Raw genomic sequence first — 22991 nt, forward strand, 5'->3', positions numbered from 1 at the left:
CCGACGCCACCAGATCAGCCCAGCTTACGCCGACCCCTTCGAGCAGCTTCGTTGCCATCATCGCAGCAGCGGCCCGCTCACCATCGTGCGAAGAGCCAAGCATGCCTGCCAGGATGGGGCCGCGTTCCCTAAAGCGCCCCATGGTGCCGCCTCCCCGAAGTCAGGTCGTCGACCTCCAATTTCGTGGCACGGCTCAATTCCGCTGCGTAACGACCAGCCACGGCGTGACCTCGAGGAGTGTCGGGGAAGCGCTGTTCGGCATTGCGACCGTCGCTAGGAACCGGGCTGATGTGGACGACCAGCCCCACGGGTGATCGTTCGATCGCGATGATCGGCGAGGGCGCCGAACCAGGCAGCCCCGCAGCTTGGCCGGGCAAATCATTCGCCGAGGGCAATGACCGCGCTTGGCCGCCAAGAGAGCGAGCCTGTCCGCCGAGGCTGTGTGCCTGCCCCGAGAGCTTTTGCGCTACGCCCGGAAGGCGCTGGGCCAGGCCGAGGGCTTGAGGATCAACAACGCGAGTTGCACGCGATGAGGTGAAGCGCCGGATCGCGTCGGCGAGAGACTTTCGCGAGGCGGCCATCTCAAGCGGCCTGCAAAATGCGCTTGAGGCTGGCGACGTTTACTAACACGCGCCGCCCCACACGTACTGTCTCTAGTTCCCCGGTTCCCGCCAATTCCCACAGCTTTGTGCGACCGAGACCGCTCATGGCTTGTGCGCCACTTATCGTCGTTGTGATGGGTTCTAACATTGTCCGCGTGATGGGTTCTAACATTGTCCGCTCCGTCCTTGATGTTCAGTCACGGACGACAATGAACATCAGGAGGTCGGACAGTTTCTATGCTGCTGTTTTATCCGTTGGTCTGGCTAAACGCTCCCCCATCTCCCCGATCAGATCCTCAGCGAACTTTTGCGCCTCGGACTTTGTGGGTGAGGGGCCGTGCAACTCGGCGAGTTTATCGACAACCATCTGTCTATGGGTATCAAAATCAGGATCGTTCCCTGGAGTGGGTGCCGCCAACCGCCAGCTTTTAATTGCACTTTCCGTCAGGGCCGGCAGCCCGCGTTCAGAGCTGTGCCCCAAGAATCCTGCTTCGGTTGCAAGCTTAGCTACCTCCCGATACGCCTCCTCAATGCCGTAGCCACCGCATCGAAGAACCTTGTGCGCGCTGAGCATCAAGTCCCGAGTGGCATTGTCGTGAACACTTTTCCCTTTCTTGAGGGGCGACGGCACCAAGATTGTATCAGTCTTGCCATGGTACAACGCATCGAGCGACCTGAATAATGTTCCGATCGATTTGTAATGTGAAGGACCGTCGTCTAGATTTGCCAGTTGAAGGTCGAGCATTGAGACGAGTGTGAGCAACCCCTGTCGTTTTTCTTCCAAAGTGGCCGTCTCGGCGAAAAACCGTTGATCGATCAAGCGTAGAGAGTCGCTCAAATCGCGCATCCACGTCGTAGTTTCGCTCACCCGACCAAGCTCAGCACGTTGCTATGTCCGGTGCAGAAGTCGCCCCATGCATCGAGTAGCTTGCGCCGCATCTCGACAAACTTGGCCCGCTGGTAAGCGCGCACCACCTGATCGGGCACGACGTGCGCCAGAGCGGCCTCACAGACGGCCTCTGGCATCGTTGGCATCTGTTCCGCCGCCCAAGTCCGGAACGACGAGCGGAAGCCATGCACGGTCTCGCTGCGTCCGGCATCGCGCATCGCCTTGCTGATCGACATGTCCGACAGCATCCTTCCGCCCGAGCCGGGGAAAATCGAGGCGTCCGCAAGCGTCGTGCGTATCTTTTTCGCCCGACCCAGCACCGCGATCGCCGTTGGGGATAACGTGATCACATGCTCTTGGCCGTTTTTCATAAGAGATGCAGGCCTAGTCCACGTCCGGGCGTCCAGATCAACGTGCGACCACATCGCCGAACGAACTTCGCCCGATCGTGCCGCCGTCAGCATTGTAAACTGCAGAGCGAGTCGGCCCGCCGTGTCAGTCTTGTCGATCAGCTCGGTCATGAATACCGGGACTTCGCTGTAGGGCATGGAGGCGAAGTTGCCGGGCCGATCCTGCTTCGACAGCAACGGGCGCAGGCCATCGCGAGGAGCGCCCATAGACCGCCATCCGCTCCCCTTGGCGAAGTCGAGCACCGTGCCGATCCGCTGGCGAAGCTTTCGCGCCGCAGCCGGCTTCTCCCGCCATAGGGGGGACAGGACGGCAACGATGTCCTTCTCGTCTATGCTATCTACCCGCAGCGAACCTATCTTAGGGAAGACGTGAAGCTTGAGGGTAGAGAGGAACGCATCGGCATGGCGCATCTTCCAACCCGCCTTGCGCGCTCCGTGGCACGCCTCGGCGGCAACCTTAAATGTCGGGATCGTAAGCTTCGCCTTGTCGCGCATTGCGATCGGATCAAGACCGGCCCGCGCCGCCTTACGTAAATCCCGGGCCTTGTCCCGCGCCTCTTCCAGAGTCGCATCAGAAAGTGCACCTAGGCCAATGTCCCGCCGCTTGCCGCCGACCTGAACTCGCAGCACCCAGGAGCGCGCCCCCGTTTCCGAAACCAGCAGATAAAGGCCAGCACCGTCGCCATGCCGGCCGGCCTTCGCCGTCTTCACTTTCAATGCAGTTAAGCCAGCCACGGGGTTACTCCCTCACATACTCCCACATATTGACGCGGTTTTGAGCGAACGTCAACGGTCAATGGCGGTAGAACATAACAGGAAGAGTGGCAGTTTCTAGCGGGTGCTTCGGCTGGTGGCGAACGGCAGCGAATACTGCGCTGGATGCCCCGCGAGGATTCGAACCTCGATTAACGGAGTCAGAGTCCGTAGTCTTACCATTAGACGACAGGGCAGCGCCGGCGGCCGGCAGATACGGTAGGGGGCGCGGCCGTGTCAACGCCGTCGGTCCGGGCTGGACCGTTGCACAATGGCCTCAATCCGGATTAAACTGGCGCCAGGTCAGCCGCGGGTATGTCTCGCGGTGCAGAGCAGATTGGTCAGGTCATGGCGCACGTCGCCGCAACTGCACCCGCGCCCGAGCCGGGCAGCGCCGGTGCGCCGTCGCGGCCCTCGGGCAAGCCGCAGCGCCACACCTATGGCGCGGTCGACCTCGGCACGAACAACTGTCGCCTGCTGATCGCCCGGCCCGACGACGGCGTCTTCACCGTGCTCGACGCTTTTTCGCGTGTCGTTCGCCTGGGCGAGGGGCTGGGGCAGACCGGACGATTGTCGCAGCCGGCGATGGACCGCGCGGTCGGCGCCCTCGCGATCTGCGCCGACAAGCTGCGCCGCCGCCACGTTTCGCTGTCGCGCTCGGTTGCGACCGAAGCCTGCCGGCGGGCCGAGAATGGACGCGAATTCGTCGAGCGGGTGCGCACCGAGACCGGCCTCGCGCTCGATATCATCCCGCCGCAGGAGGAAGCGCGGCTCGCCGTGCTCGGCTGCCACAAGCTGCTCGAGCCGGGCGACGGGCCGGCGCTGATCTTCGATATCGGCGGCGGGTCGACCGAGCTGGTGCTGGTCGAGCCGGGGGCCGCCACCCCGCGCATCCGCGCGTGGTGGAGCGTGCCGTGGGGGGTGGTGTCGCTGACCGAGACCGAGGGCCGCGCCGCGATCGAGGGGCCCGAGCGGGTCGCTGCCTATGCCCGGATGCGCCAGCGCGTGTTCCGCAGCTTCGCGCGGTTCGTCGAGATGCTGCCCGAAGACCGTCACGACATTCGCCTGCTCGGGACCAGCGGGACGGTAACGACATTGGCCAGCGTGCATCTCGCGCTGCCGAGCTATGATCGACGCGCGGTCGACGGGCTGCAGGTGCCGATCGAGGCAATGCGGCGGATCAATTTGATGATTGCCGGGATGGACCTCGCCGAGCGTTCCGCGCTGCCGTGCATCGGCGCCGACCGGGCCGACATGGTCGTCGCCGGTTGCGCCATTCTCGACGCGATTCTCGACATCTGGCCGGCGGAGCGACTGGGCATCGCCGATCGTGGTATCCGCGAGGGCATCCTGCGCAGCCTGATGGCGCGCGACGGCTACGTCCTGTGAGCGCCAGGTCATGAGCAGGGGCGGGCAGGGCGATCGCCAGCGGATCAAGACCGCGCGGGGGCGCAAGAACAGCTCGATCATGTGGCTCCAGCGGCAGCTCAACGACCCCTATGTCCGCCGCGCGCAGGCTGACGGTTACCGCAGCCGCGCGGCGTACAAGCTGGTCGAACTCGACGAGCGGTTCAACCTGCTCAAGGGCGCGCGGGCGATCGTCGACCTCGGCATCGCGCCGGGTGGCTGGAGCCAGGTCATCCGCCGTCTCAGCCCCAAGGCGACCGTCGTCGGCATCGACCTGCTGCCGACCGACCCGCTCGACGGGGTGACCATCCTCGAGATGGACTTCATGGACGACGCCGCGCCCGACCGGCTGCGCGACGCGCTCGGGTCGCAGGCCGACCTCGTCCTGTCGGACATGGCGGCGAACACCGTCGGCCACCCGCAGACCGATCATCTGCGCACGATGGGGCTGGTCGAGGCCGGGCTCGACTTTGCGACGCACATCCTCAAGCCCGGCGGCGCTTTCGTGGCGAAAGTGCTGGCGGGCGGCGCCGATCACGGGCTGGTCGCCGAACTCAAGCGCCACTTCACCACCGTCAAGCACGCCAAGCCGCCGGCCAGCCGCAAGGGCTCAAGTGAATGGTATGTCGTCGCGCAGGGCTTCAAGGGCCGAGCGGCGGAAGCCTCAGAGCAGGTCGCGGACGACGAAGCCGAGGAATAGCGCCGAGGCGGCGATCATCACGCCGGTGGCGGCCCAGCCTAACACCATCTGCCTGCGCGAGACGGTCAGCCGGCCCATTGCCTTGGGGTTGCGGACGATCAGCATCATTACCGCCATCAGCGGCCCGGCGAGGATGCCGTTGACCACTGCCGCCCAGTAGAGCGCGCGCGCCGGATCGATGCCGATCGTGTTGAGCGAAGCGCCCGCCAGCGTCGTCACCGCGATGGTGGCGTAGAACAGGCGGGCATCGAGCGGCTTGGCGTCGAGACTGCTCGCGAACCCGGCCATTTCGGTCACCGCATAGGCCGCCGACCCGGCGAGCACCGGCACCGCGAGCAGGCCGGTGCCGATGATCCCGACCGCGAACATGGCGAAGGCGAACTGGCCGGCGATCGGGCGCAATGCCTCGGCGGCTTGCGACGAGGTGGTGATGTCGCGGACCCCATTGGCGTGGAGCGTCGCCGCGGTAGCGAACACGATCGCGAGCGAGACGAGCGTGCTGAAGGCCATCCCGACCAGCGTGTCGATGCGGATGCGCTTGAGCTCGGGACCGGCGCTGCCCGGGGTCAGGCATAGCGGCTTGACGTGGCGGCGGCGCTGTTCCTCAATCTCCTGCCCGGCCTGCCAGAAGAACAGGTAGGGGCTGATCGTCGTGCCGAGGATGGCGACGAAGGCGGTCGCGTAGGCGGCGTTGAACTGGAGTTCGGGGACGACCAGCGAGCGCAGCGCGTGCGGCCAGGGGACGTGCGCGACGAGCACCACCCCGACGTATGTAAAGAGCGACAGCGTCGTCCATTTGAGGATCGCCGAGTAGCGCGGGTAGCTCAGCGCGACTTCGAGCACGATGCAGATGATGCCGAAGCCCAGCGTAAACAGCGCGGGCGAACCACCGACTAGCAGGGTCAGCGCCGCGCCCATCGCGCTCAGGTCGGCGCCCAAATTGACGACGTTGGCGATGAGCAGCAGCGACACCATCAGCCACAGGATGAAACGCGGATAATGGCGGCGCAGGTTGAGGGCGATGCCGGCGCCGGTCACCCGGCCGATCAGGGCGGCGACCTCCTGGATGACGACCATCAACGGGAAGCTCAGGACGAAGGTCCACGCGAGGCCGTAACCGAACTGCGCGCCGACCTGGCTATGGGTGCCGATACCGCTGGGGTCGTCGTCGGCGGCACCGGTGATGAGGCCGGGGCCGAGCGCGCGGAGGAACGCACGGACGCCTGTCGGGGGAGGCTCGCCGGGGGGATCGCCGCTCATTTGACGTGGGTCGCATGCCGCGCGGTCGGCGGCAAGGCGGGCCTAGCCCTTGGCGGCCCGCGCGTCGCTGACCGCCTTCTTGAGGGCGTCGTAACCGACCGCGGCGTTGATCACCCGGTCGCCGATGACGAACAGCGGGGTCCCGGTCGCACCGAGCTGACCGGCGAGCTGGAAGTTGCGCTTGAGCTCGGCTTCAAATTCGGGGCTGTCCACCGGCGCGCCGGGGACGCCGAGCTTGCCGGCGACCGCCGCGATCGTCTCGGGCGTCGGCGATCCCTCGGCATAGAGCGCGTCATGATAGGCGCTAAACTTGCCCGCTTTCGACGCCGCCAGTGCGACCCGCGCGGCGGCGACGCTGTTCGGCCCGAGGATCGGCAATTCGCGGAACACGACGCGCAGGCCCTTGTCCTCGGCGAGCAGCCGCTCGATGTCGGGGATGCTCTTGCGGCAATAGCCACAGGCATAGTCGTAGAATTCGACCAACGTCACGTCGGGCTTCGCGGCCCCCTTCCACGACGAGGCGAACGGGGTTTCGATGGCGATGCGGTTGGCGGCGAGGACCGGCGCATATTGGCGATCGCGCAGCGCGGTGGCGGTGTCGATCAGGATCGACGGGTCGGCGAGCAGCGCCTCGCGGACCTGCTTCGGGCCGACGAGGTGCGGCGCCGCGACCATGCCGATCACGCCGGTCAACAGCGCGCCGACCACGCCTCCGACGATCGCCGGCCCCCAGATTTTCGGCTCGGTTGTCGCGCGCACATCACTCATTTTTTCTTCTTCTTGTCTTTCTTCAGCGCCGCTTCGCTGACCATGGCGATGTCCTGCGCGCGAAGATAGTCGGGCGTGCCGGCCTTCAACCCGTTCATCGCCATCTTGGCGCTGGCGAGGGCGAGCTTGTTCTCGCCGATGAGGTTGTTGCGCTCGGCGGTGGCCAGCGCGGCGCGGGGCGCGTCGCCGTCATGGTCATAGACGATGCCGAGCTGGTACCACGCGTCGGGATTATCGTTGTCGCGCGCAATCGCCTGGCGAAGCACCTGTTTCGCTTCGGGAAAATTCTTCGGGTCCTCGGTCGCAACCAGCGCGTGGCCGAGCAGCGCGGCGATCATCGGCTTGTCGGGGGCTTTTGCGACTGCTTGCCGCAACGCTGGAAGTGCCTCGCGCGGCTTGCCCCCCTCGAGCAGGATCTGGCCCTTCAACTCGAGGAAAAAGGGATCGTTCGGCGCGATCTTGAGCAGCGCCTCGGACTCCTGCGCGGCTTTGTCGGGATAGGCGCCGAGATGATAGGCATAAGCGCGGGCATAATGCGCGGGCACGCTCTGGTTACTCTCGGGGTAGAGGACAGCCGCGCGCTTCGGGTCGACGTAGCCAATCAGCTTGGCCTTGACCCGTTCGAACCGCGCTTCGAGTGCCGGGTCGATCGGCTTCGCCCACGCCGGATCCTTCTTGTAGATTTGCTCAAGCGTCTGGATGCGGTCGTTGTTGAGCGGGTGGGTCGAGGCGTAATCGTCGGTTCGCGCGATCGCGAGGCGATATTCCTGGTTCTGCAGCTTCTTGAAGAATTCGAGGCTGCCCTTGCCGCTGACCCCGGCCTTGGCGAGGTAGCTTGCCCCGGCGAGATCGGCACTCGATTCCTGCGAGCGACTAAAGGCGAACAAATTGCCCAGCGCCGCCTGCTGGCCGGCGGCGATGACCCCCATCCCGGCTTCGCCCGCGCCCGCCGCCATCGCCGCTGCGCCGAGCAGCAGCGACAACAGGGAGATTTTGGTGGCGATCGCCTGGCCCTCGTAGATCCGGATCGAATGGCCGCCGGCGACATGGCCGAGCTCGTGCGCGATAACGCCCTGGACCTGGTTGACGTTGTCCGCCGCAACCAGCAGTCCCGAGTGGATGTAGACAGTCTGGCCGGTGGCGACGAAGGCGTTGATCTCGGGGTCGTTCACCAGGACGATGTTGACGCTTTTCGGGTCAAGCTTGGCGCCCTCGATCAGCGGCTTCGAAATGTCGCGGAACAGCGCCTCGGTCTCGCTGTCGCGCAAGACCGACTGGGCGAAGGCGGGCTGGGCAGCGACTAGCGCCAGCGTGACGCCAAGGACGATGGAGCGCAGGGTGCGCGCGGGGTTTTCGCTCATACCGTGCGATCCGACGCGGCGAATGAACCTGCCATGAAAGCGGCGGCGCGGAACCATCTACTCCGCGCCGCCGGCTCGATCACTATTGGAACGTCCGCGCCCACCAGCCGCTGCGCCGTGGCTGGTCAGGATCCTCGGCGCCATCATTACTGGCCACGGGCGTCAAATCGGTCGCGGGCTGGACCGCGGCGGGTTTGGCCGGTGCCGCTTCTGGCTCGGCCGTCTCGACCACGGGCACCTTCTTGGCGCGCGAGCGACGCTTCGGCTTGGCGGCTTCTTCCTCGCTGGCGGCTTCTGGCGCCGCTTCGGGCTCGGGAGCCGGAGCCTTGGCAACCACCGGAGCAGCCACCGGAGCAGCCACCGTCACCGGCGCGGCGTCGGGCTTGCGAGCCCGCGGACGGCGGCGCGTCTTCGGTGCCTCCTCCGCGGCCGGCTCGACCGTGTCACCGGCCGGAGCCGCGTCCTGCGACGGAACCGGCTCGACCATCGGCGCCACGTCGGGAGCGATCAGTTCGCCCTGCGCCGCTTCCCCTGCCTCACCGGTATCACCGCCTTCGCCGCCACGTCCGCCGCGACCGCCACGGCCGCCACGGCGACCGCGACGCGAGCGGCGCGGAGCCTCCTCGCCCTCGGCCAGTTCGCGCGGCTGCTCGGCCGGGCGGTCACCCGCCAGCTCGACACCGTCGTCGCCATAGTCTTCGCCGACACCCTGCGGCTCGCCGGCGTCGCCGACGGGCTGTTCATAGCCGGGCTCGCCCTGCTGGATCTCCGACCCGTCCTCGCGGCGATTGCGGCCTCGTCCGCCACGGCGACGGCGACGGCGACGGCGGGTGCCATCGCCTTCGTCACGAGGTCCGCGATCCTGGCCACGCTCCTGGCCGCCCTGGCCACGACCCTGCCGGTCACCGCCTTCCCGATCGCCCTCGGACCGCTCCTGGCGCTCCTCCTCGATCTCGTCCTCGTCCTCGAGCTCGAGCTCGAGCTCGTCATACTCTTCCTCGTCGGCGCTGTCGTCGATCAGGATCGGCGCCGGGGCGGCACGTGGCGGAGCGATCGGCTTGGGACCGGCACTGTCGACCGCCATGCGCGCGCCCTCGAAGCTCTCGTCGACCAGCACTTCGACCTGGACGCCATAGCGCAACTCGATCTCGGCCAGCTCGGCGCGCTTCTTGTTGAGCACGTAGATCGCGGCTTCACGGCCGGCGCGAAGGATGATCCGGTCGCCGCGGCTACGCGCCGCCTCGTCCTCGATGATCCTGAGCGCCGACAGGCCCGCCGACGACGCGGTGCGCATCAGGCCGGTGCCCTCGCAATGCGCGCACGGTCGGGTCGACGCCTCGAGCACGCCGGTGCGCAGCCGCTGGCGGCTCATCTCCATCAGCCCGAACGAGCTGATCCGCCCGACCTGGATCCGCGCCCGGTCGTTCTTGAGCGCTTCCTTCATCGCGCGCTCGACCTTCCGGACGTGGCCCGACTGCTCCATGTCGATGAAGTCGATCACGACCAGTCCGGCCATGTCGCGCAGGCGCAGCTGGCGGGCGATCTCGTTGGCCGCCTCGATGTTGGTCGCGTAAGCGGTCTGCTCGATATTATGCTCGCGCGTCGAGCGGCCCGAGTTGATGTCGATCGACACCAGCGCCTCGGTCGGGTTGATCACCAGATAGCCGCCGGACTTCAGCTGGACGAGCGGCTGGTACATCGCCGACAATTGGTCCTCGACGCCGTAGCGCTGGAAGATCGGGGTCGGATCGGCATAGTTGGACACGCGCCGGACATGGCTCGGCATCAGCAGCTTCATATAGCCGCGCGCCGCCTTGTAACCCTCTTCGCCCTCGACAATCACCTCGTCGATGTCGCGGTGATACAGGTCGCGGATGGCGCGCTTGATGAGGTCGCTGTCGCGGTAGATCAGCGCCGGGGCCGACGACCCCAGCGTGCGCTCGCGGATCTCGTCCCACAGCCGGGCGAGATAGTCGAAGTCGCGCTTGATCTCGACCTTGGTGCGCGACAGGCCGGCGGTGCGGACGATGAGCCCCATCGTCGACGGCAGGCTCAGGTCGGCCATGATCGACTTCAACCGCTTGCGGTCGGCGCCGTTGGAGATTTTGCGGCTGATCCCGCCGCCGTGCGAGGTGTTGGGCATCAGCACGCAGTAGCGGCCGGCCAGGCTGAGGTAAGTCGTCAGCGCGGCGCCCTTGTTGCCGCGTTCTTCCTTGACGACCTGGACGAGCAGCACCTGGCGGCGCTGGATGACGTCCTGGATCTTGTAGCGGCGGCGCAGCGCCTGACGCTTTTTCCTCAATTCGTCGGCGGCGCTTCCGTCGACCGACGAGCGCGACGACCCGGTGCCGGTCTCGGCCACGGGCGGTTCGGCGCCGTCCTCGTCGGGCGCCACGTCGTCATGGTGATCCTCGTCATCATGCTCGTCGCCTTCGCCGCGAATGTCATCGGCGAAGCCATCGCTTTCGCCGCCGCTCTCATAATCGCCGCCGACGTCATCGCCGTCTTCGTCGTCGTAATAGTCGCCGTTGCCGCGCAGTCGCTCTTCCTCGGCGGCATGCTCGGCCTCTTCGCGCAGCAGCGCGTCGCGGTCGGACTTGGGGATCTGGTAGTAATCGGGGTGGATTTCCGAGAAGGCGAGGAAGCCGTGGCGATTGCCGCCGTAATCGATGAACGCCGCCTGCAGCGACGGTTCGACCCGCGTAACCTTGGCTAGATAGATATTCCCCTTGAGCTGCTTGTGCTCGGCGGACTCGAAGTCGAATTCCTCGATCCGGTTACCTGTAGCGACCGCGACCCGGGTTTCCTCCGGGTGGCGCGCGTCGATTAGCATGCGCATTGACATTGATATTACTCCGGCCGCGCGCGGCGGGCGTTTCAGCCTCACGGCGCGCGCGCAAATGTGCCAGGCCCGACCTGGATGTGTCGGCGGGCAAGGCGGTGCTGAGAAATGCCTCTGCTGCAATGGTCATCCCGAATCGCGTCGGGAAGGACATGCCGCGCGGCTCTGAAAAGAGCGGGCGCGAAATGTCCTGTGGCGTCATGCAGCGTCAACCTTGAGAACCGCGCATGTCGGAACGACCGCGCGGCGGCGTCCATCTAGTTGGCGACGGACAGTCCCGGTTAGCATCGCGCCGCCGTCATCGCAATGGCCGCGCTCGATTGCGTGCAATAAACTAACGTTAACCATGATGCCTCATGCGTGATAGTTGAAAGCGTGGGGATGGGCATGGTGGCGTCAGCAAAGTCACGACGCGCGGCGGCGCTGGGCGGCATATCGCTTGCCGTCGTGCTGCTCGTCGCGCTGCTCGACGGCCTGGTCCGGCCGGGCGGCCATGATGTCGGCAAGGCGCTGGTCGGCGAGGCGCGCGATGGCGGGGTCACGCTCGACCTGCCCGGCGCGGTGGCCGACGTGCCGGTCAGCGAGGCGCGCGTGCCGGGGCGTCCGATCGTCGTCATCGATCCCGGTCACGGCGGCCATGACCCCGGCGCGACCGCGGTGTCGGGCGCGGCGCAGGAAAAAGCGCTCACGCTGGCGATGGCGACCGAGCTTCGCGACCTGCTCGTCTCGCGCGGGCGGGTGCGGGTGGCGATGACCCGCCGCGACGACCGCTATATCCCGCTCGAACAGCGCGCCGACATCGCCCGCCGGCTCGGTGCCGGGCTGTTCGTCTCGCTCCACATGGACCATGCGCCAAACCCGCTGGCGCGCGGGGTGACTGTCTATTCGCTCGCCGACGTTGCGTCCGACGCCGACGCCGCGCGCTTCGCCAATGCCGAAAACCGCATGGCCTTGCCCGCCAGCAGCGAGCCCGACGGATCGGTCCGCGCCTTGTTGTCGGACCTCGCGCTGCGGGCTGAGATGGAGGACGGCGCCGCCTTCGCCCAACGCATCGTCCGTAAGGCCGCCGGTCCGGTCCTGCTCCGCCCGCGCCCGCACCAGTTCGCCGCGTTCCACGTCCTGCGCCGGGCGGACACCCCCGCGGTGCTGGTCGAGGCGGGGTACATCAGCAATGTCGACGACGAGGCGGCGCTGGTTACCGTTCGGGGCCGCGCGCCGCTGGTCCTCGCGCTGGCGCAGGCAATCGAAGCCGATCTGGCGACCCGCCGCTAACCCTGTCGTTGCGCGCTAACCCTTTGCGGGGCGGTCGGGGTTCGCTAGACGAGGCGCCGATGGTCACTCTCCCCCAGTTTCGCCTGCCCGTATTCCGCCGGCCGAGCCTCGCCTTCATCGACCGGCTGCCGCTGCCCGACATGGTCGCGGTCAACGAGCGCGCCCATGCTCGGCTCGATCCGTTGTTCGCACGGCGACCGGTGCGCTACGCCGCTTATGCGTTGTTCGCCGCCTTCCTGATCTTCGCCGCGACATGGGTGTGGTTTTCGGCCGGGTTGCCGAGCTCTCAAAAGCTGATGGCCTACCAGTCGGCGCTGCCGACCAACGTGCGCGGCTATGACGGCGACCCGATCGGGACCTTCGCCCGCGAGCGGCGGGTCGAGCTCGCCTATGACGAATATCCGCCGCTGGTCGTCCACGCCTTCCTCTCGGCCGAGGACAAGACCTTCTTCTCGCATGGCGGAATCGATTACCCGGGGCTCGCCGGCGCGGTGTTCGACTATGGCGTGAAGAAAGCGACTGGCGGCGCTCGGGCACGCGGCGGGTCGACGATCACCCAGCAGGTGGCGAAGCATCTGCTCGGCGACGACGAATATTCGGTCAAGCGCAAGGTCCGCGAGGCGATCCTCGCCTTCCGCCTCGAATCGACTTTGTCCAAGCCGCAGATCCTCGAGATATACCTCAACTCGATCTTCCTCGGGCGCAACGCCTATGGCGTGCAGGCGGCGTCGCGCGCTTACTTCGACAAGGATGTCGCCGACCTGACGCTACCGGAAGTCGCCTATCTCGCGGTCTTGCCCAAGGCGCCGTCGAATTACGACCCGGTGCGCGCCACCGAAAAGGCGCTCGCCCGGCGCAATTATGTGCTGCGCGAGATGCTGGCCAACGACTACATCACCCAAGTCCAGCACGACGAAGCGAAGGCCAGCCCGCTCGGCACGATCCGCTATGGCAGCAACACCCGCGTCCATGAATCGGGCGGCTATTTCATGGAGGAAGTGCGGCGCGAGCTGATAAAGAAATATGGCGAGAAGGCCGAGGACGGGCCGAACAGCGTCTATGCCGGCGGGCTGTGGGTGCGATCGTCGATGAACCCGGTGATGCAGGACGCCGCCGCCGAAGCGCTGCGCGAGGGGCTCGCCAACTTCGACGGCGGGCGCGGCTGGATCGACCCCAAACTGAGCCTCGACATGGACCGCGAATGGCGCGGGCAGTTGCTCGCCACCTCGCTTGGCACCGGCTTCCCCGACTGGTCGAAGGCGGTCGTGCTCGACAGGTCGGGGGGTACCGCGACGATCGGGCTGCCCGACGGATCGACCGGGTCGCTGCCGTCGTCGAACGCGGCCCAGCCCAAGCGCGGGGTCGGCGGCGCCGCGTTCAACTTCCTTCGCCGCGGGATGGTGATCATCGTCAAGAAGGTCGACAGCTCGTCCTACGCGCTGCGCTCGATCCCCGAAATCGGCGGCGGGATGGTTGCTCAGGAAGTCCGCACCGGGCGCGTGCTGGCGATGCAGGGGGGGTTCGACGTCGTCGGCTCGTCCTACAACCGCGCGACACAGGCGCTCCGCCAGCCGGGCTCGGCGTTCAAGCCGATCGTCTATGAGACGGCGCTGGAGAACGGGCTGACTCCGGCGACGATCCTCGTCGACGCTCCGTTCTGCGTCTATCAGGGCGCGGGGCTCGGCAATAAATGCTTCAAGAATTTCGACGGCAAATATTCGGGACCCAAGACGATGCGCTGGGGGGTCGAGCAATCGCGCAACCTGATGACCGTGCGCGCCGCCTCGCAGACCGGGATGAGCAAGGTCGTGGCCACCGCCGAGAAGCTTGGGGTCGGCAAATACGACCCCTATCTGGCGGTCGCGCTGGGCGCCGGCGACACCACCGTGCTGAAGCTGGTCAATGCCTATGCAATCCTCGCCAACGGCGGGCGGCAGGTCAAGCCGACACTGATCGACTATATCCAGGACCGCTTCGGCAAGGTCATCTTCCGCACCGACAACCGCTGCGAAGTGATGGGCAATTGCAGCGGCCCCGACTGGGACGGCAAGGCGATGCCGCGCCCGGCCGAGCGCGCGCGCCAGCTACTCAACCCGCTCGCCGCCTACCAGATGGTCCACATCATGGAAGGCGTGATCGAGCGCGGCACCGCGACCGTCCTGCGCGACCTCGGCCGGCCGATGTTCGGCAAGACCGGCACGACCTCGGGGCCGACCAACGTGTGGTTCGTCGGCGGCACCCCCGAAGTCGTCGGCGGGGTCTACCTCGGCTACGACCAGCCGCGCAGCCTTGGCGGCGCGGCGCAGGGCGGGCGGGTCGCCGCGCCGGTGTTCAAGCAGTTCGCGCTAAAGGCGTTCGCCGACATGCCGCCGATCCCGTTCATCGCGCCTGCGGGCATTCGGATGGTGCGGATCGACCGGATTACCGGCAAGCGGGTGTTCGGGACCTTCCCGACCACGGTCGATCCCAAGTCGGCGGTGATCTGGGAAGCGTTCCAGCCCGAGACAGAGCCGCGCCGCACCTATCGCCGCAGCGAGGATATCGCGAGCGGCTCAGATGCGGGCGGTATCGGTGACGCGACGACCGCGATGGTCCACCAGGCTCCGCCGAGCGCGAAACCCAAACCCAAGCCCAAGGCCGCGCCGGACGATTTCTTGCAACGGCAGGGCGGCATCTACTAGGCGCGAGCCAACACCGACGCTTCCAAGGAATTGACCATGCGCGCCGAAGCGCAAGCCTTTGTCGACCAGATCAACGCCGCGACCGCGCTGCTGCGCCGCTTCCTCGACTGGGATCGCGCGCACAAGCGGCTCGGCGAGCTCAACGCCATGGTCGAGGATCCGGCGCTGTGGGACGACCCCCGGGCGGCGCAGGAGGTGATGCGCGAACGGCGCCGGCTCGACGAGGCGATCGGCGCGACCAAGAAGATCGAGACCGAGCTGACCGACATCGTCGAGCTGATGGAGATGGCCGAGGCCGAGGGCGATGCCGGGCTGGTCGACGATGCGGTCAAGGCACTCGCCGACCTCGCCGAGAGCTCCGAGCGCGACAAGGTCGCCGCGCTGCTGGCGGGCGAGGCCGACGCCAATAACGCCTATGTCGAGGTCAACGCCGGGGCCGGCGGGACCGAGAGCCAGGACTGGGCGGGGATGCTCCAGCGGATGTACTCGCGCTGGGCCGAGCGCCACGGGATGAAGGTCGAGCTGGTCGACTTCCACTCGGGCGAGCAGGCGGGGATCAAGTCGGCGACGCTGCTGATCAAGGGCGAGAATGCCTATGGCTATGCCAAGACCGAGAGCGGGGTCCACCGGCTGGTCCGGATCAGTCCCTATGACAGCGCGGCGCGGCGGCACACTAGCTTCGCCAGCGTGTGGGTCTATCCCGAGGTCGACGACGACATCGACATCGAGATCAACGAGAGCGACCTCAAGATCGACACTTATCGCGCGTCGGGCGCGGGCGGGCAGCACGTCAACACGACCGACAGCGCGGTGCGAATCACGCATCTGCCGACCAACATCGTCGTCCAGTGCCAGAACCAGCGGTCGCAGCACAAGAACAAGGCCGAGGCGATGAAACAGCTCAAGGCCAGGCTATACGAGGCCGAACTGCAGCGGCGCGAGGCAGAGAGCAACAAGACCGAGGCGGCCAAGACCGACATCGGCTGGGGCCACCAGATCAGGAGCTACGTCCTGCAGCCCTACCAGCTGGTCAAGGACCTGCGCACCGGGGTGATCTCGACCGCGCCGGCCGATGTGCTGGACGGCGATCTCGACCGGTTCATGGCGGCGGCGCTGTCGCAGCGGGTGACGGGCGAAAAGGTCGAGGTCGAGGATGTCGACTAGGATCGCGCTGGTCGCCCTGCTGATGCTGGCGGGATGCCGCCAGTCGGCGAGCGAGACCAGCTTCCCGCAGGCGGATCGCGACGTCGCGCCGATCGTGTCGGACAGTTTTTCAACCGAGGACGCGCGCGATCGGGTCGGCGAGGCCGAGGAGGTCATGCGCTTCGCCGCGGTTAAGCCGGGCATGTCGGTCGCCGACATCGGCGCGGGCGAGGGCTATTACACCGTCCGCCTCGCGCGCCTGGTCGGCGCGCGCGGGCGGGTGCTGGCCGAGGATATCGTCCCCGCGGTGCGCGATCGGCTCGCCGACCGGGCGCAGCGCGAGCGGCTCGACAATGTCGCGGTCAAGCTCGGCACGCCCGACAATCCGCGCCTGCCGGCCGCCTCTTTCGACCGCATCTTCCTGGTCCACATGTACCACGAGGTGACCTCGCCCTATGCCTTCCTGTGGCATTTGCGCGAGGGGCTGAAGCCCGATGGCGAGATCATCGTGGTCGACGCCGATCGCCCGACCAGGCGCCACGGCACGCCGCCTGCGCGGCTGCAGTGCGAGTTCGCCGCGCTCGGCCTGACGCGGGTGAGGCAGCGGCCGATCCCCGGCGCCGACGCCTATTTCGCGGCGTTCAAGGTCAGCGGACCCAGGCCGGAACCGACCGCGATCAAGCCCTGCGGAAGGTAACGGTGCCTCCGGAAATAACGCGAATGTTCCGAATGTTCGCGGTGACGTAGGGCGTTTTCGTTTCGGCTTTGCTGGTTCGGCACCAGCCCGCACCCCCACCCGGCCAACCCATAAGATACACTGAGTGGGTTGGCCGGGTGGGGGTGCGGGCTGGTGCCGTTCTTCCAAACAGACTCTATTCCTCCGCAGTATCCCTGAGCGCGGCGAGGAGCGTGGGGAAGGCGCCGTGGACCGCCGCCTGGGGGTTGGAGTCGTCGCCGATGCGCCGCTCCCACGGCGCGGCGAACGTCGGCCTCACCCGCACGCCTTACTGCCGCTGGTCGACCCGATGGCGAACATCACACGCCCATCAGACGCGGTGCCATCGAATGCCACCAGGCGGTGCCCCACAAGCCATGAACGACCAGCGCGAACGGCACATTGACGCCAAGCCAGATCAGGTAAGCCGGGTGAACCCGCCGGTTTCGCACGACGTCCCACACGAACATCGGGGACACGGCGAGCAGGGTGTAAAGATCGCCTGCCATCGGGCTCGCCGGAAATGTGGTGGGCAGCCACAGGATTCGATCGATCCCCGCCGGCAAGGCCATCGCCGTCGCAAGGATCATCATTCGCTTGTGGAGCCCGGCGTCGAGCCCGCGCGCTCGCAGGCCGATCAGCAGGAACAGCGGGAACAGGATGCCGATCCGCAACTGCAGCAGCATGATGTTGTCGCGGATGAGAACCACCTGCTGCAGTTTCGCGCGCGTTTCCGGCGGCGCGGCCTGGGCGGCGTTCCACGCATAATGGTAAATCGTCGGCACCAGGATGAACCCGACCACGACGATCGCCGGCGCGATCACGAAGGACGCGATCCCCAACCGGCGATGAAGGTCGCCCCTGCCCGTGGCCATCAGCGTCGTCTGGGCGAGCAGCAACAGCAGGAACGACCCCATGAGCAGTGCGTGGAGGTGCAGGGCGAGCGGGAACGGCGGCCGCTCGCCCGCCTGGACCGCGGCGATCTTCATCAGCGAGTCGGGAATGAACCCGGTCAGCGTGATCACGATGAAGCTCGCCGCCGTGAAAACGTAGATCCAACGATCTATCGTGCCGGCGCGCGGCGTCCCTGACAGTTGATCTGTGCGCGGGTTCTGGTCGACATATGGCTCGGCTAAAGTGGACACAGTGTTCCCCCCCCTGCTTCCCGAATGTGAGCGGAACGTATCATGTCCTGGGAGCGATGGGAATTGGGGGGATTAAGCAGTCGATCTTGCGGCAATGGCTCGCATGCGCTCGCTACCCACCCCTAGCCCCTCCCTTTCAGGGAGGGGAACGTGCGCGACCGCGGCTGCCTTGTTCTCCCCTCCCTGGAAGGGAGGGGCTGGGGGTGGGTCTCTATCCGCGAGTCCACCACCCGCAAAATCGCATCCGCCACCCCTGCGGCATTCTCCACCACATCGCAGTTCCAATACCGCGCCACGACCCACCCCTCGGCCTCGAGGAACGCCGTCCGCCGCGCGTCATAGCCTTGCGCCAGCGCATGCTGGTCGCCGTCAAGTTCCACCGCCACCTTCGCCGTCCGGCAGGCGAGATCGACGATGTAAGGCCCGACCACCAGCTGCCGAGTGAAGCGCGGGCGATAGCGCGACAGCAGCCGCCACAATATGCGCTCGGGTCGGGTGCCTTCATTGCGAAGATCCCGCGCGTGACCGGTAAGGCGTTCGGCAATGCGGCGCATGGGGGAAGGCTAGTTCAAAGCCGCACGATCGAAAGCCAGTAATAGCCGCACCGACATCCCCTCCCTGCAAGGGAGGGGGACGTGCGCGACCGTCGCCGGCAAAGACCCTCCCTTCCCTTTCAGGGAGGGGCGACTCAGCGAAGCTGAGCGGGGGTGGGTTACTTCGCCGGTCGTGCCCTCCCCTCCTTTAAGGGAGGGGCCGGGGTAAGTTTCCCCTCTCCTCCCCTCCCTGCAAGGGAGGGGCCGGGGGTGGGTTCTTCGGTGAGGCTGTCGAACTATATAGTTCAGCCACGCCGCCCCGCCGCAGCACCACCATCGCCCCCGCGCCACCGGCTCGCTTTGCTCGCTACCCACCCCTAGCCCCTCCCTTCCAGGGAGGGGGACGTGCGCGACCGTCGCCGGCAAAGACCCTCCCCTCCCTGCTAGGGAGGGGCCGGGGGTGGGTTACATTGGTGAGGCGCGAGCGGTGACGCAAATTAGTGCACTGTCACCGTAATCACCGTAATCGAACCGAGGGGCGGTGGCGGTGATTGGTGTGGGTGGTGCTGTAATCTGGGTTTTATCCCTTCACCTTCGTCACTAATTCGGTCACGGCCACAACCATCTTTTGAACGTCGTCCAAAGATACTGGGGCTTTTACCTCGTGGCCCTCGACATGTTGTCCAAAATAAGAAGGGGCGAGGGCGCCTATGATTTCCTTTCGCTTGTCCGCGTCAAGCGCCTCAAGGAACGGCGATAGGGATGCGAGCTCAAGCTCCGTTTGCTTCGCTCTGTCCGCATTCGTCCTGTGTCGCGCAGATTCCCGCGCCGTGTACAAAGCAGGGAGGGCGATAGTAACGGCAATGGCAAATCGAGCGATCAGGGCTGTCAGATCGATTGTTCCCTTGAAGTTGAGGACGAGATTTACGGTCACCATCACCACGCCAGCCGTGAAAAGCGCCAACGTTATCCAGCGCCAAAGGTTGGCTTGCCAAAGCTCCCGTTCCGCTCGATTCTGGTAGTTCCCAGTCACGCCTATATTGCCGACAATTTGAACGATTTTTGCGGCTTGTTTCTTCTGTTCCTCGAGTTCCCTTAAAAGCTTGCTCGCTTGCCCCGAGAAATCTTTCACCAACCTCTCGCGATCCGATTTTAGTCCCTCCTTGACGACGTCAATTTCGGACCTGAAGCTGCTAAGATTCTCGCTAAATTGCTGTTGAATAGAGGCGACGGCGGCCGACGAACTGCTTCGCAGTTCTTCAAGAGTCGCATTGAGCTGGCCGATGCGCTCGTCCTGCCCCTGCAATTGTGTAGCAGTGGCCGCAATCGAACCCTGAAATTCGCCGGCTCGCGAGTTAATCGAAGCAATCGCGTTTTCCGCCGCCTTACGGACGCTTTCGACAGCTTCGAACTGAGGTTTCGCTCCCCTTACTGGGCGACTGTAAAAAGTGGCGATATTATACTTCCCATACCCATTGGGAGGCGTTAAATGACTAGCGCCTTTGATCTGCACGAGTTTGCGGTTGGTATGATCGGGCCAGCGGGGGAGTCGTCGCTAGTGGCCATGCTTTTTGGATATTTTGACGAGAGTGGCACTGACGGAACATCGCCGCACACGGCGATTGCGGGTTTTTTCGGCCCTTTGAGTGACTGGTGTGCGATAATGGGAGAGTGGGGGGCGGAGATTGACCGTGAAGGCGTTCGGCCTTTCCACCGCGTCGAATGCAAAGCGCGCAGAGGTCCTTATTGGAATTGGGCCGAAGACAGGGCGATCAAACACATAGATCGACTCTCCGGCATTGCCGCGTCGTCGCCGTTAATACCTGTTTCTGCCACCTTTACGGGAGATTGGGCCTGCGTCGCGGACACGCCCGAGCTGAAAGTCCGGTTCCCCCATGCTTATCACCTTTGTTTCGAGCTTTTGATCGCCAACATTTTAGACCAAGCGCGAAATCATTATCCAGGCGATAACTCGATTATGCTGGTGTTCGAGCGCCAGGATCAGTTTTCAAGCCGGGCGCAGCAAATCTATGACACATTCAAGTTTAACGGACGCTGGGAGCAGGTCCGGCACTTTTCTTATGGCGACAAGAAAGACGTTCCATATCTGCAGATCGCCGATCTTTTCGCGTGGGAGATGCGCCGATATTTTTGGGCGCAAGCGAAGGGGGACGTGAATGACCGGGACTTCCCTCTCATTAGGCGGCTAATGGGACGAGATGGTTACGCCGATGGATATTTAGGAAATTATCTTGATGTCGAGGGCGCGCGGCAGTCACTCCGAACCCCGATCGCAAATCTCACGTTTCCTCCCGGCGTCATTTGGTCGTGACGCTTTACAGATCAGAAGATTCATCACGCTTGCCGCCTTTTCGGGGTCGAGTTCGCCATCGGCAATTAGCTTTCGCGCGTCCTTTCGGAACCGCGCGCTCTGCTCTTTTTGCGTCTCCGGGTTCGCCTTCTTTGGCATCAGGCCCTCGCACCAGTTGTTTGATAGGTAAGACGCTTGCCAACGATCCCGCGCACCATAGCGTCGGTGCGGTCGGCGTCATTGCAGCCGAGCGCCTCACGGTTGCTGTAGCGGAACTCGAACTCGGCAAGGTAGCGGTGCAGATGATGCTCGCCACAGTGCTGATAGACGCCGCGCATCCCGCGCTTGAAGATGGAAAACGCGCCTTCGACGGTGTTGGTAGTGACGTCGCCGCGAGCATATTCCTTGCGCTGATGATTGACCGCCGAATGCTCGGCAAACTGGCGACCGATGGAACGATACATGGTGGCTTCGTCGGTCATCAGGCGGGCTTCGCGAGCAAGGTTGTCGAGAACGATCGGCTGAATAAGCGCACCCGAACCGTTTTCGACGTTGAACATGCGGCACTTGCCGGTGTCGCGATCGACCAGCGCGAGAACCGCCATCTTGTGCGCGTGACCGCCTTTGGGATTGCCCGCGCCCTTGCGGCGACCAATGTAGGTTTCATCGACTTCAACCGCGCCGCCACCCTGACCGAACGGCGCAAGGTTGCCTTCGCGCATCGACTCACGGATGCGATGCGACATGAACCAAGCGGTTTTAAGGGTGACGCCCAAGGTGCGGTGAAGCTGATTGGAACTGATGCCCTTCTTGCTACCAGCGATCAGGAACATTGCTTGAAGCCAGATGTGCAGCGGAACGTGGCTGGACTCAAAGATAGTCCCCATGCGGACGGTGAACGGCTTGCGGCACTGGTAGCACTTGTAAAGACCGGCGCGGGTCGATTTGCCCTGCATCTTGCCGATGCGCTCCACGCCACCGCAGTGCGGGCAAGTCGGGCCTTCCGGCCAAACGCGCGCCTCGACAAATGCGAAAGCGGCTTCCTCGTTATGGAAGTGCGGAGCGGAGAGGTTGCTTTTCATTCCCCCTTAGTAGCGATGTCGGTGGGTATGTCAAGTATAATATCGCCTAAAAAGTCCACGCAAAGATAGTGGTAGCGTTGTCGAGAGCGACCATCGTGTTCGTGAGGTTCGCTTGGTTACCGCTCGATACGAACTCGGAAAACTCGGCGTAGGCCTGCTGTATATTTGAATTTACCGCATTGAGGCCGCTGAAGCTTACTTCCTCAGGCGCCGACTTTTCTAAAAGGTCCCGTACGAGGCGAGCAAAGTTAAACACTCGGCCCAAGCCCGATTTGAGCTCAGGGGGCAAGCCCGGTTAGAGCTTCGCGATGCGCTCGTCGTCGGCGAAGGCCAAGAGGTTGGCAATGACGCCATTGATTGGATGATCCGTGAGAATACTCATAGGCGAATCTTCCTGGGAAGCCTGCGCATCACCGGAGCCCTGAAAGCAACTTCAATAGCTCCAGCGGGAGTGGCGGAATTGCTCACTCCGCCGCCACACTTACGCGGACATTCCAGCGACGCTTGCGCATCGCCGGAGCCTCGAGGTCCGCTTCGCCAGCCCTGGCGAGAGTCGCGCCATTTATCATTCGGCAGCGACTCCAGCCCGCGCAAACATATCTTCGCCACCATCCTCTTCCGGCGCCTCGACATCATTGCTGACCTTGGCCTTCTGCCGCCGATCGAAGCTGTCCCATACTTCGTTCCAGTTGCCCCGCGTCGCGGCCTTCGAATATTCGGTCGCGCGGGTTTCGAAGAAATTCGCGTGCTCGACCCCGTTGAGCAGCGGGGCGAGCCACGGCAGCGGGTGCTCGTCGATCATGTAGATCGGCTTGAACCCCAGTTGCCCCAGCCGCCAGTCGGCGATGTAGCGGATGTACTTCTTGATCGCCTTGGGGGTCATCCCCTCGACCGGGCCCTGTTCGAACGCGAGGTCGATGAATGCGTCCTCGAGCCGCACCGTCTTCTGGCACACGTCCATGATGTCGTCGCGCACCGCCTTGGTCAGGCAGTCGCGTTCGGCCACAAAGGCGTGGAACAGCTTGGTGATGCCCTCGCAATGGAGGCTCTCGTCGCGCACCGACCAGCTGACGATCTGGCCCATGCCCTTCATCTTGTTGAAGCGCGGGAAGTTCAT

19 protein-coding genes and 1 tRNA gene are annotated in these 22991 nt (G+C 65.0%); 7 read left to right on the forward strand and 13 right to left on the reverse strand.

Translation table 11 applies throughout. The features are described 5' to 3' along the window. Window positions 1-837: 837 nt before the first annotated feature. From Q0R27_RS07335 to Q0R27_RS07345, 3 genes are all read right to left on the reverse strand, one after another. Complete coding sequence (locus Q0R27_RS07335) at window positions 838-1470, reverse strand: hypothetical protein (RefSeq protein WP_293942886.1); 633 nt, start codon at window positions 1468-1470, stop codon at window positions 838-840. Continuing rightward, window positions 1467-2636: a site-specific integrase gene (locus Q0R27_RS07340; RefSeq protein WP_293942888.1), complete on the reverse strand. Its 1170-nt coding sequence runs from the start codon at window positions 2634-2636 to the stop codon at window positions 1467-1469. Before Q0R27_RS07340 ends, Q0R27_RS07335 begins: the two co-directional genes overlap by 4 nt. A 141-nt stretch (window positions 2637-2777) precedes the next feature. Then, window positions 2778-2851, reverse strand: a tRNA-Gln gene (locus tag Q0R27_RS07345). A 118-nt stretch (window positions 2852-2969) separates the two neighbouring features. Between Q0R27_RS07345 and Q0R27_RS07350 the strand changes: the two genes are divergently transcribed. Further along, the gene (locus Q0R27_RS07350; RefSeq protein ID WP_293942890.1) at window positions 2970-4043 is read left to right on the forward strand and encodes a Ppx/GppA phosphatase family protein; all 1074 of its coding nucleotides are present in this window, start codon (window positions 2970-2972) and stop codon (window positions 4041-4043) included. Window positions 4044-4053: 10 nt separating this feature from the next. Beyond that, window positions 4054-4761: an RlmE family RNA methyltransferase gene (locus Q0R27_RS07355; protein WP_293942892.1), complete on the forward strand. Its 708-nt coding sequence runs from the start codon at window positions 4054-4056 to the stop codon at window positions 4759-4761. On the opposite strand, the gene Q0R27_RS07360 is transcribed toward Q0R27_RS07355, so the two are convergent. From Q0R27_RS07360 to Q0R27_RS07375, 4 genes are all read right to left on the reverse strand, one after another. Then, window positions 4726-6021, reverse strand: coding sequence for a divalent metal cation transporter (locus Q0R27_RS07360; protein WP_293942894.1), 1296 nt, complete (start codon window positions 6019-6021; stop codon window positions 4726-4728). The two genes, Q0R27_RS07355 and Q0R27_RS07360, sit on opposite strands and share 36 nt — an antisense overlap. A gap of 42 nt (window positions 6022-6063) precedes the next feature. After that, window positions 6064-6789, reverse strand: coding sequence for a DsbA family protein (locus Q0R27_RS07365; protein WP_293942896.1), 726 nt, complete (start codon window positions 6787-6789; stop codon window positions 6064-6066). Further along, a complete protein-coding gene (locus Q0R27_RS07370) occupies window positions 6786-8150 on the reverse strand; it encodes a M48 family metalloprotease (RefSeq protein ID WP_293942898.1) in 1365 nt (454 codons plus the stop codon). The genes Q0R27_RS07365 and Q0R27_RS07370 overlap by 4 nt, the downstream gene beginning before the upstream one ends. Window positions 8151-8232: 82 nt before the next feature. After that, window positions 8233-10995 (reverse strand): ribonuclease E/G, encoded by a 2763-nt coding sequence (locus Q0R27_RS07375; protein ID WP_293942900.1) that lies wholly within the window; start codon window positions 10993-10995, stop codon window positions 8233-8235. Window positions 10996-11379: 384 nt separating this feature from the next. On the opposite strand from Q0R27_RS07375, the gene Q0R27_RS07380 reads away from it, so the two are divergent. Genes Q0R27_RS07380 through Q0R27_RS07395 form a run of 4 tightly spaced genes read left to right on the forward strand, consistent with a single transcriptional unit; the run spans window position 11380 to window position 16785 of the window. Next, complete coding sequence (locus Q0R27_RS07380) at window positions 11380-12264, forward strand: N-acetylmuramoyl-L-alanine amidase (RefSeq protein WP_293942902.1); 885 nt, start codon at window positions 11380-11382, stop codon at window positions 12262-12264. 59 nt (window positions 12265-12323) lie between these two features. After that, window positions 12324-14945 (forward strand): PBP1A family penicillin-binding protein, encoded by a 2622-nt coding sequence (locus tag Q0R27_RS07385; RefSeq protein ID WP_293942904.1) that lies wholly within the window; start codon window positions 12324-12326, stop codon window positions 14943-14945. Window positions 14946-14981: 36 nt separating this feature from the next. Continuing rightward, a complete protein-coding gene (gene prfB, locus Q0R27_RS07390) occupies window positions 14982-16109 on the forward strand; it encodes a peptide chain release factor 2 (RefSeq protein WP_293942906.1) in 1128 nt (375 codons plus the stop codon). Window positions 16110-16131: 22 nt separating this feature from the next. Further along, on the forward strand, window positions 16132-16785 hold the full coding sequence (locus Q0R27_RS07395) for a methyltransferase domain-containing protein (RefSeq protein ID WP_293942923.1): 654 nt from the start codon (window positions 16132-16134) through the stop codon (window positions 16783-16785). A gap of 175 nt (window positions 16786-16960) precedes the next feature. Here the strand turns inward: Q0R27_RS07395 and Q0R27_RS07400 are convergent, their stop codons facing one another. The 4 genes from Q0R27_RS07400 to Q0R27_RS07415 form a co-directional block, all read right to left on the reverse strand. Then, window positions 16961-17083 carry a hypothetical protein gene (locus Q0R27_RS07400; protein ID WP_293942909.1) on the reverse strand — a complete coding sequence of 41 codons (123 nt, stop codon included), beginning with the start codon at window positions 17081-17083 and terminating at the stop codon, window positions 16961-16963. A 40-nt stretch (window positions 17084-17123) separates the two neighbouring features. Beyond that, window positions 17124-17948, reverse strand: a complete 825-nt coding sequence (locus Q0R27_RS07405; RefSeq protein WP_293942911.1) for a hypothetical protein — start codon at window positions 17946-17948, stop codon at window positions 17124-17126. 122 nt (window positions 17949-18070) lie between these two features. Continuing rightward, the gene (locus tag Q0R27_RS07410; protein WP_293942913.1) at window positions 18071-18502 is read right to left on the reverse strand and encodes a DUF559 domain-containing protein; all 432 of its coding nucleotides are present in this window, start codon (window positions 18500-18502) and stop codon (window positions 18071-18073) included. 559 nt (window positions 18503-19061) lie between these two features. Next, the gene (locus tag Q0R27_RS07415; RefSeq protein WP_293942915.1) at window positions 19062-19994 is read right to left on the reverse strand and encodes a hypothetical protein; all 933 of its coding nucleotides are present in this window, start codon (window positions 19992-19994) and stop codon (window positions 19062-19064) included. Here Q0R27_RS07415 and Q0R27_RS07420 point away from each other — a divergent pair. Beyond that, entirely contained in the window at window positions 19971-20813 is an 843-nt protein-coding gene (locus Q0R27_RS07420) for a DUF3800 domain-containing protein (RefSeq protein ID WP_293942917.1), read from the forward strand. The two genes, Q0R27_RS07415 and Q0R27_RS07420, sit on opposite strands and share 24 nt — an antisense overlap. Before the next feature lie 137 nt (window positions 20814-20950). Here Q0R27_RS07420 and Q0R27_RS07425 read toward each other — a convergent pair whose 3' ends face one another. Together Q0R27_RS07425 and Q0R27_RS07430 are read right to left on the reverse strand one after the other, a co-directional pair. Then, entirely contained in the window at window positions 20951-21874 is a 924-nt protein-coding gene (locus Q0R27_RS07425) for an IS1595 family transposase (protein WP_293942919.1), read from the reverse strand. A 565-nt stretch (window positions 21875-22439) separates the two neighbouring features. Next, window positions 22440-22991, reverse strand: a 552-nt coding sequence (locus tag Q0R27_RS07430; protein WP_293942921.1) for a ribonucleotide-diphosphate reductase subunit beta, incomplete at its 5' end; no start/stop codon positions are given.

Origin of the sequence: Sphingomonas sp., assembly GCF_025362505.1 — a bacterium.
Taxonomy (GTDB): Bacteria; Pseudomonadota; Alphaproteobacteria; order Sphingomonadales; family Sphingomonadaceae; genus Sphingomicrobium.

What these genes read in the sequence shown, in the direction of transcription:
- Q0R27_RS07350 (WP_293942890.1), top strand. Translation starts at nt 2,970, where the DNA reads ATGTCTCGCGGTGCAGAGCAGATTGGTCAGGTCATGGCGCACGTCGCC.
- Q0R27_RS07355 (WP_293942892.1), top strand. Translation starts at nt 4,054, where the DNA reads ATGAGCAGGGGCGGGCAGGGCGATCGCCAGCGGATCAAGACCGCGCGG.
- Q0R27_RS07360 (WP_293942894.1), bottom strand. Translation starts at nt 6,021, where the DNA reads ATGAGCGGCGATCCCCCCGGCGAGCCTCCCCCGACAGGCGTCCGTGCG.
- Q0R27_RS07365 (WP_293942896.1), bottom strand. Translation starts at nt 6,789, where the DNA reads ATGAGTGATGTGCGCGCGACAACCGAGCCGAAAATCTGGGGGCCGGCG.
- Q0R27_RS07370 (WP_293942898.1), bottom strand. Translation starts at nt 8,150, where the DNA reads ATGAGCGAAAACCCCGCGCGCACCCTGCGCTCCATCGTCCTTGGCGTC.
- Q0R27_RS07375 (WP_293942900.1), bottom strand. Translation starts at nt 10,995, where the DNA reads ATGTCAATGCGCATGCTAATCGACGCGCGCCACCCGGAGGAAACCCGG.
- Q0R27_RS07380 (WP_293942902.1), top strand. Translation starts at nt 11,380, where the DNA reads ATGGTGGCGTCAGCAAAGTCACGACGCGCGGCGGCGCTGGGCGGCATA.
- Q0R27_RS07385 (WP_293942904.1), top strand. Translation starts at nt 12,324, where the DNA reads ATGGTCACTCTCCCCCAGTTTCGCCTGCCCGTATTCCGCCGGCCGAGC.
- prfB (WP_293942906.1), top strand. Translation starts at nt 14,982, where the DNA reads ATGCGCGCCGAAGCGCAAGCCTTTGTCGACCAGATCAACGCCGCGACC.
- Q0R27_RS07395 (WP_293942923.1), top strand. Translation starts at nt 16,132, where the DNA reads ATGCTGGCGGGATGCCGCCAGTCGGCGAGCGAGACCAGCTTCCCGCAG.
- Q0R27_RS07410 (WP_293942913.1), bottom strand. Translation starts at nt 18,502, where the DNA reads ATGCGCCGCATTGCCGAACGCCTTACCGGTCACGCGCGGGATCTTCGC.
- Q0R27_RS07420 (WP_293942917.1), top strand. Translation starts at nt 19,971, where the DNA reads ATGACTAGCGCCTTTGATCTGCACGAGTTTGCGGTTGGTATGATCGGG.
- Q0R27_RS07425 (WP_293942919.1), bottom strand. Translation starts at nt 21,874, where the DNA reads ATGAAAAGCAACCTCTCCGCTCCGCACTTCCATAACGAGGAAGCCGCT.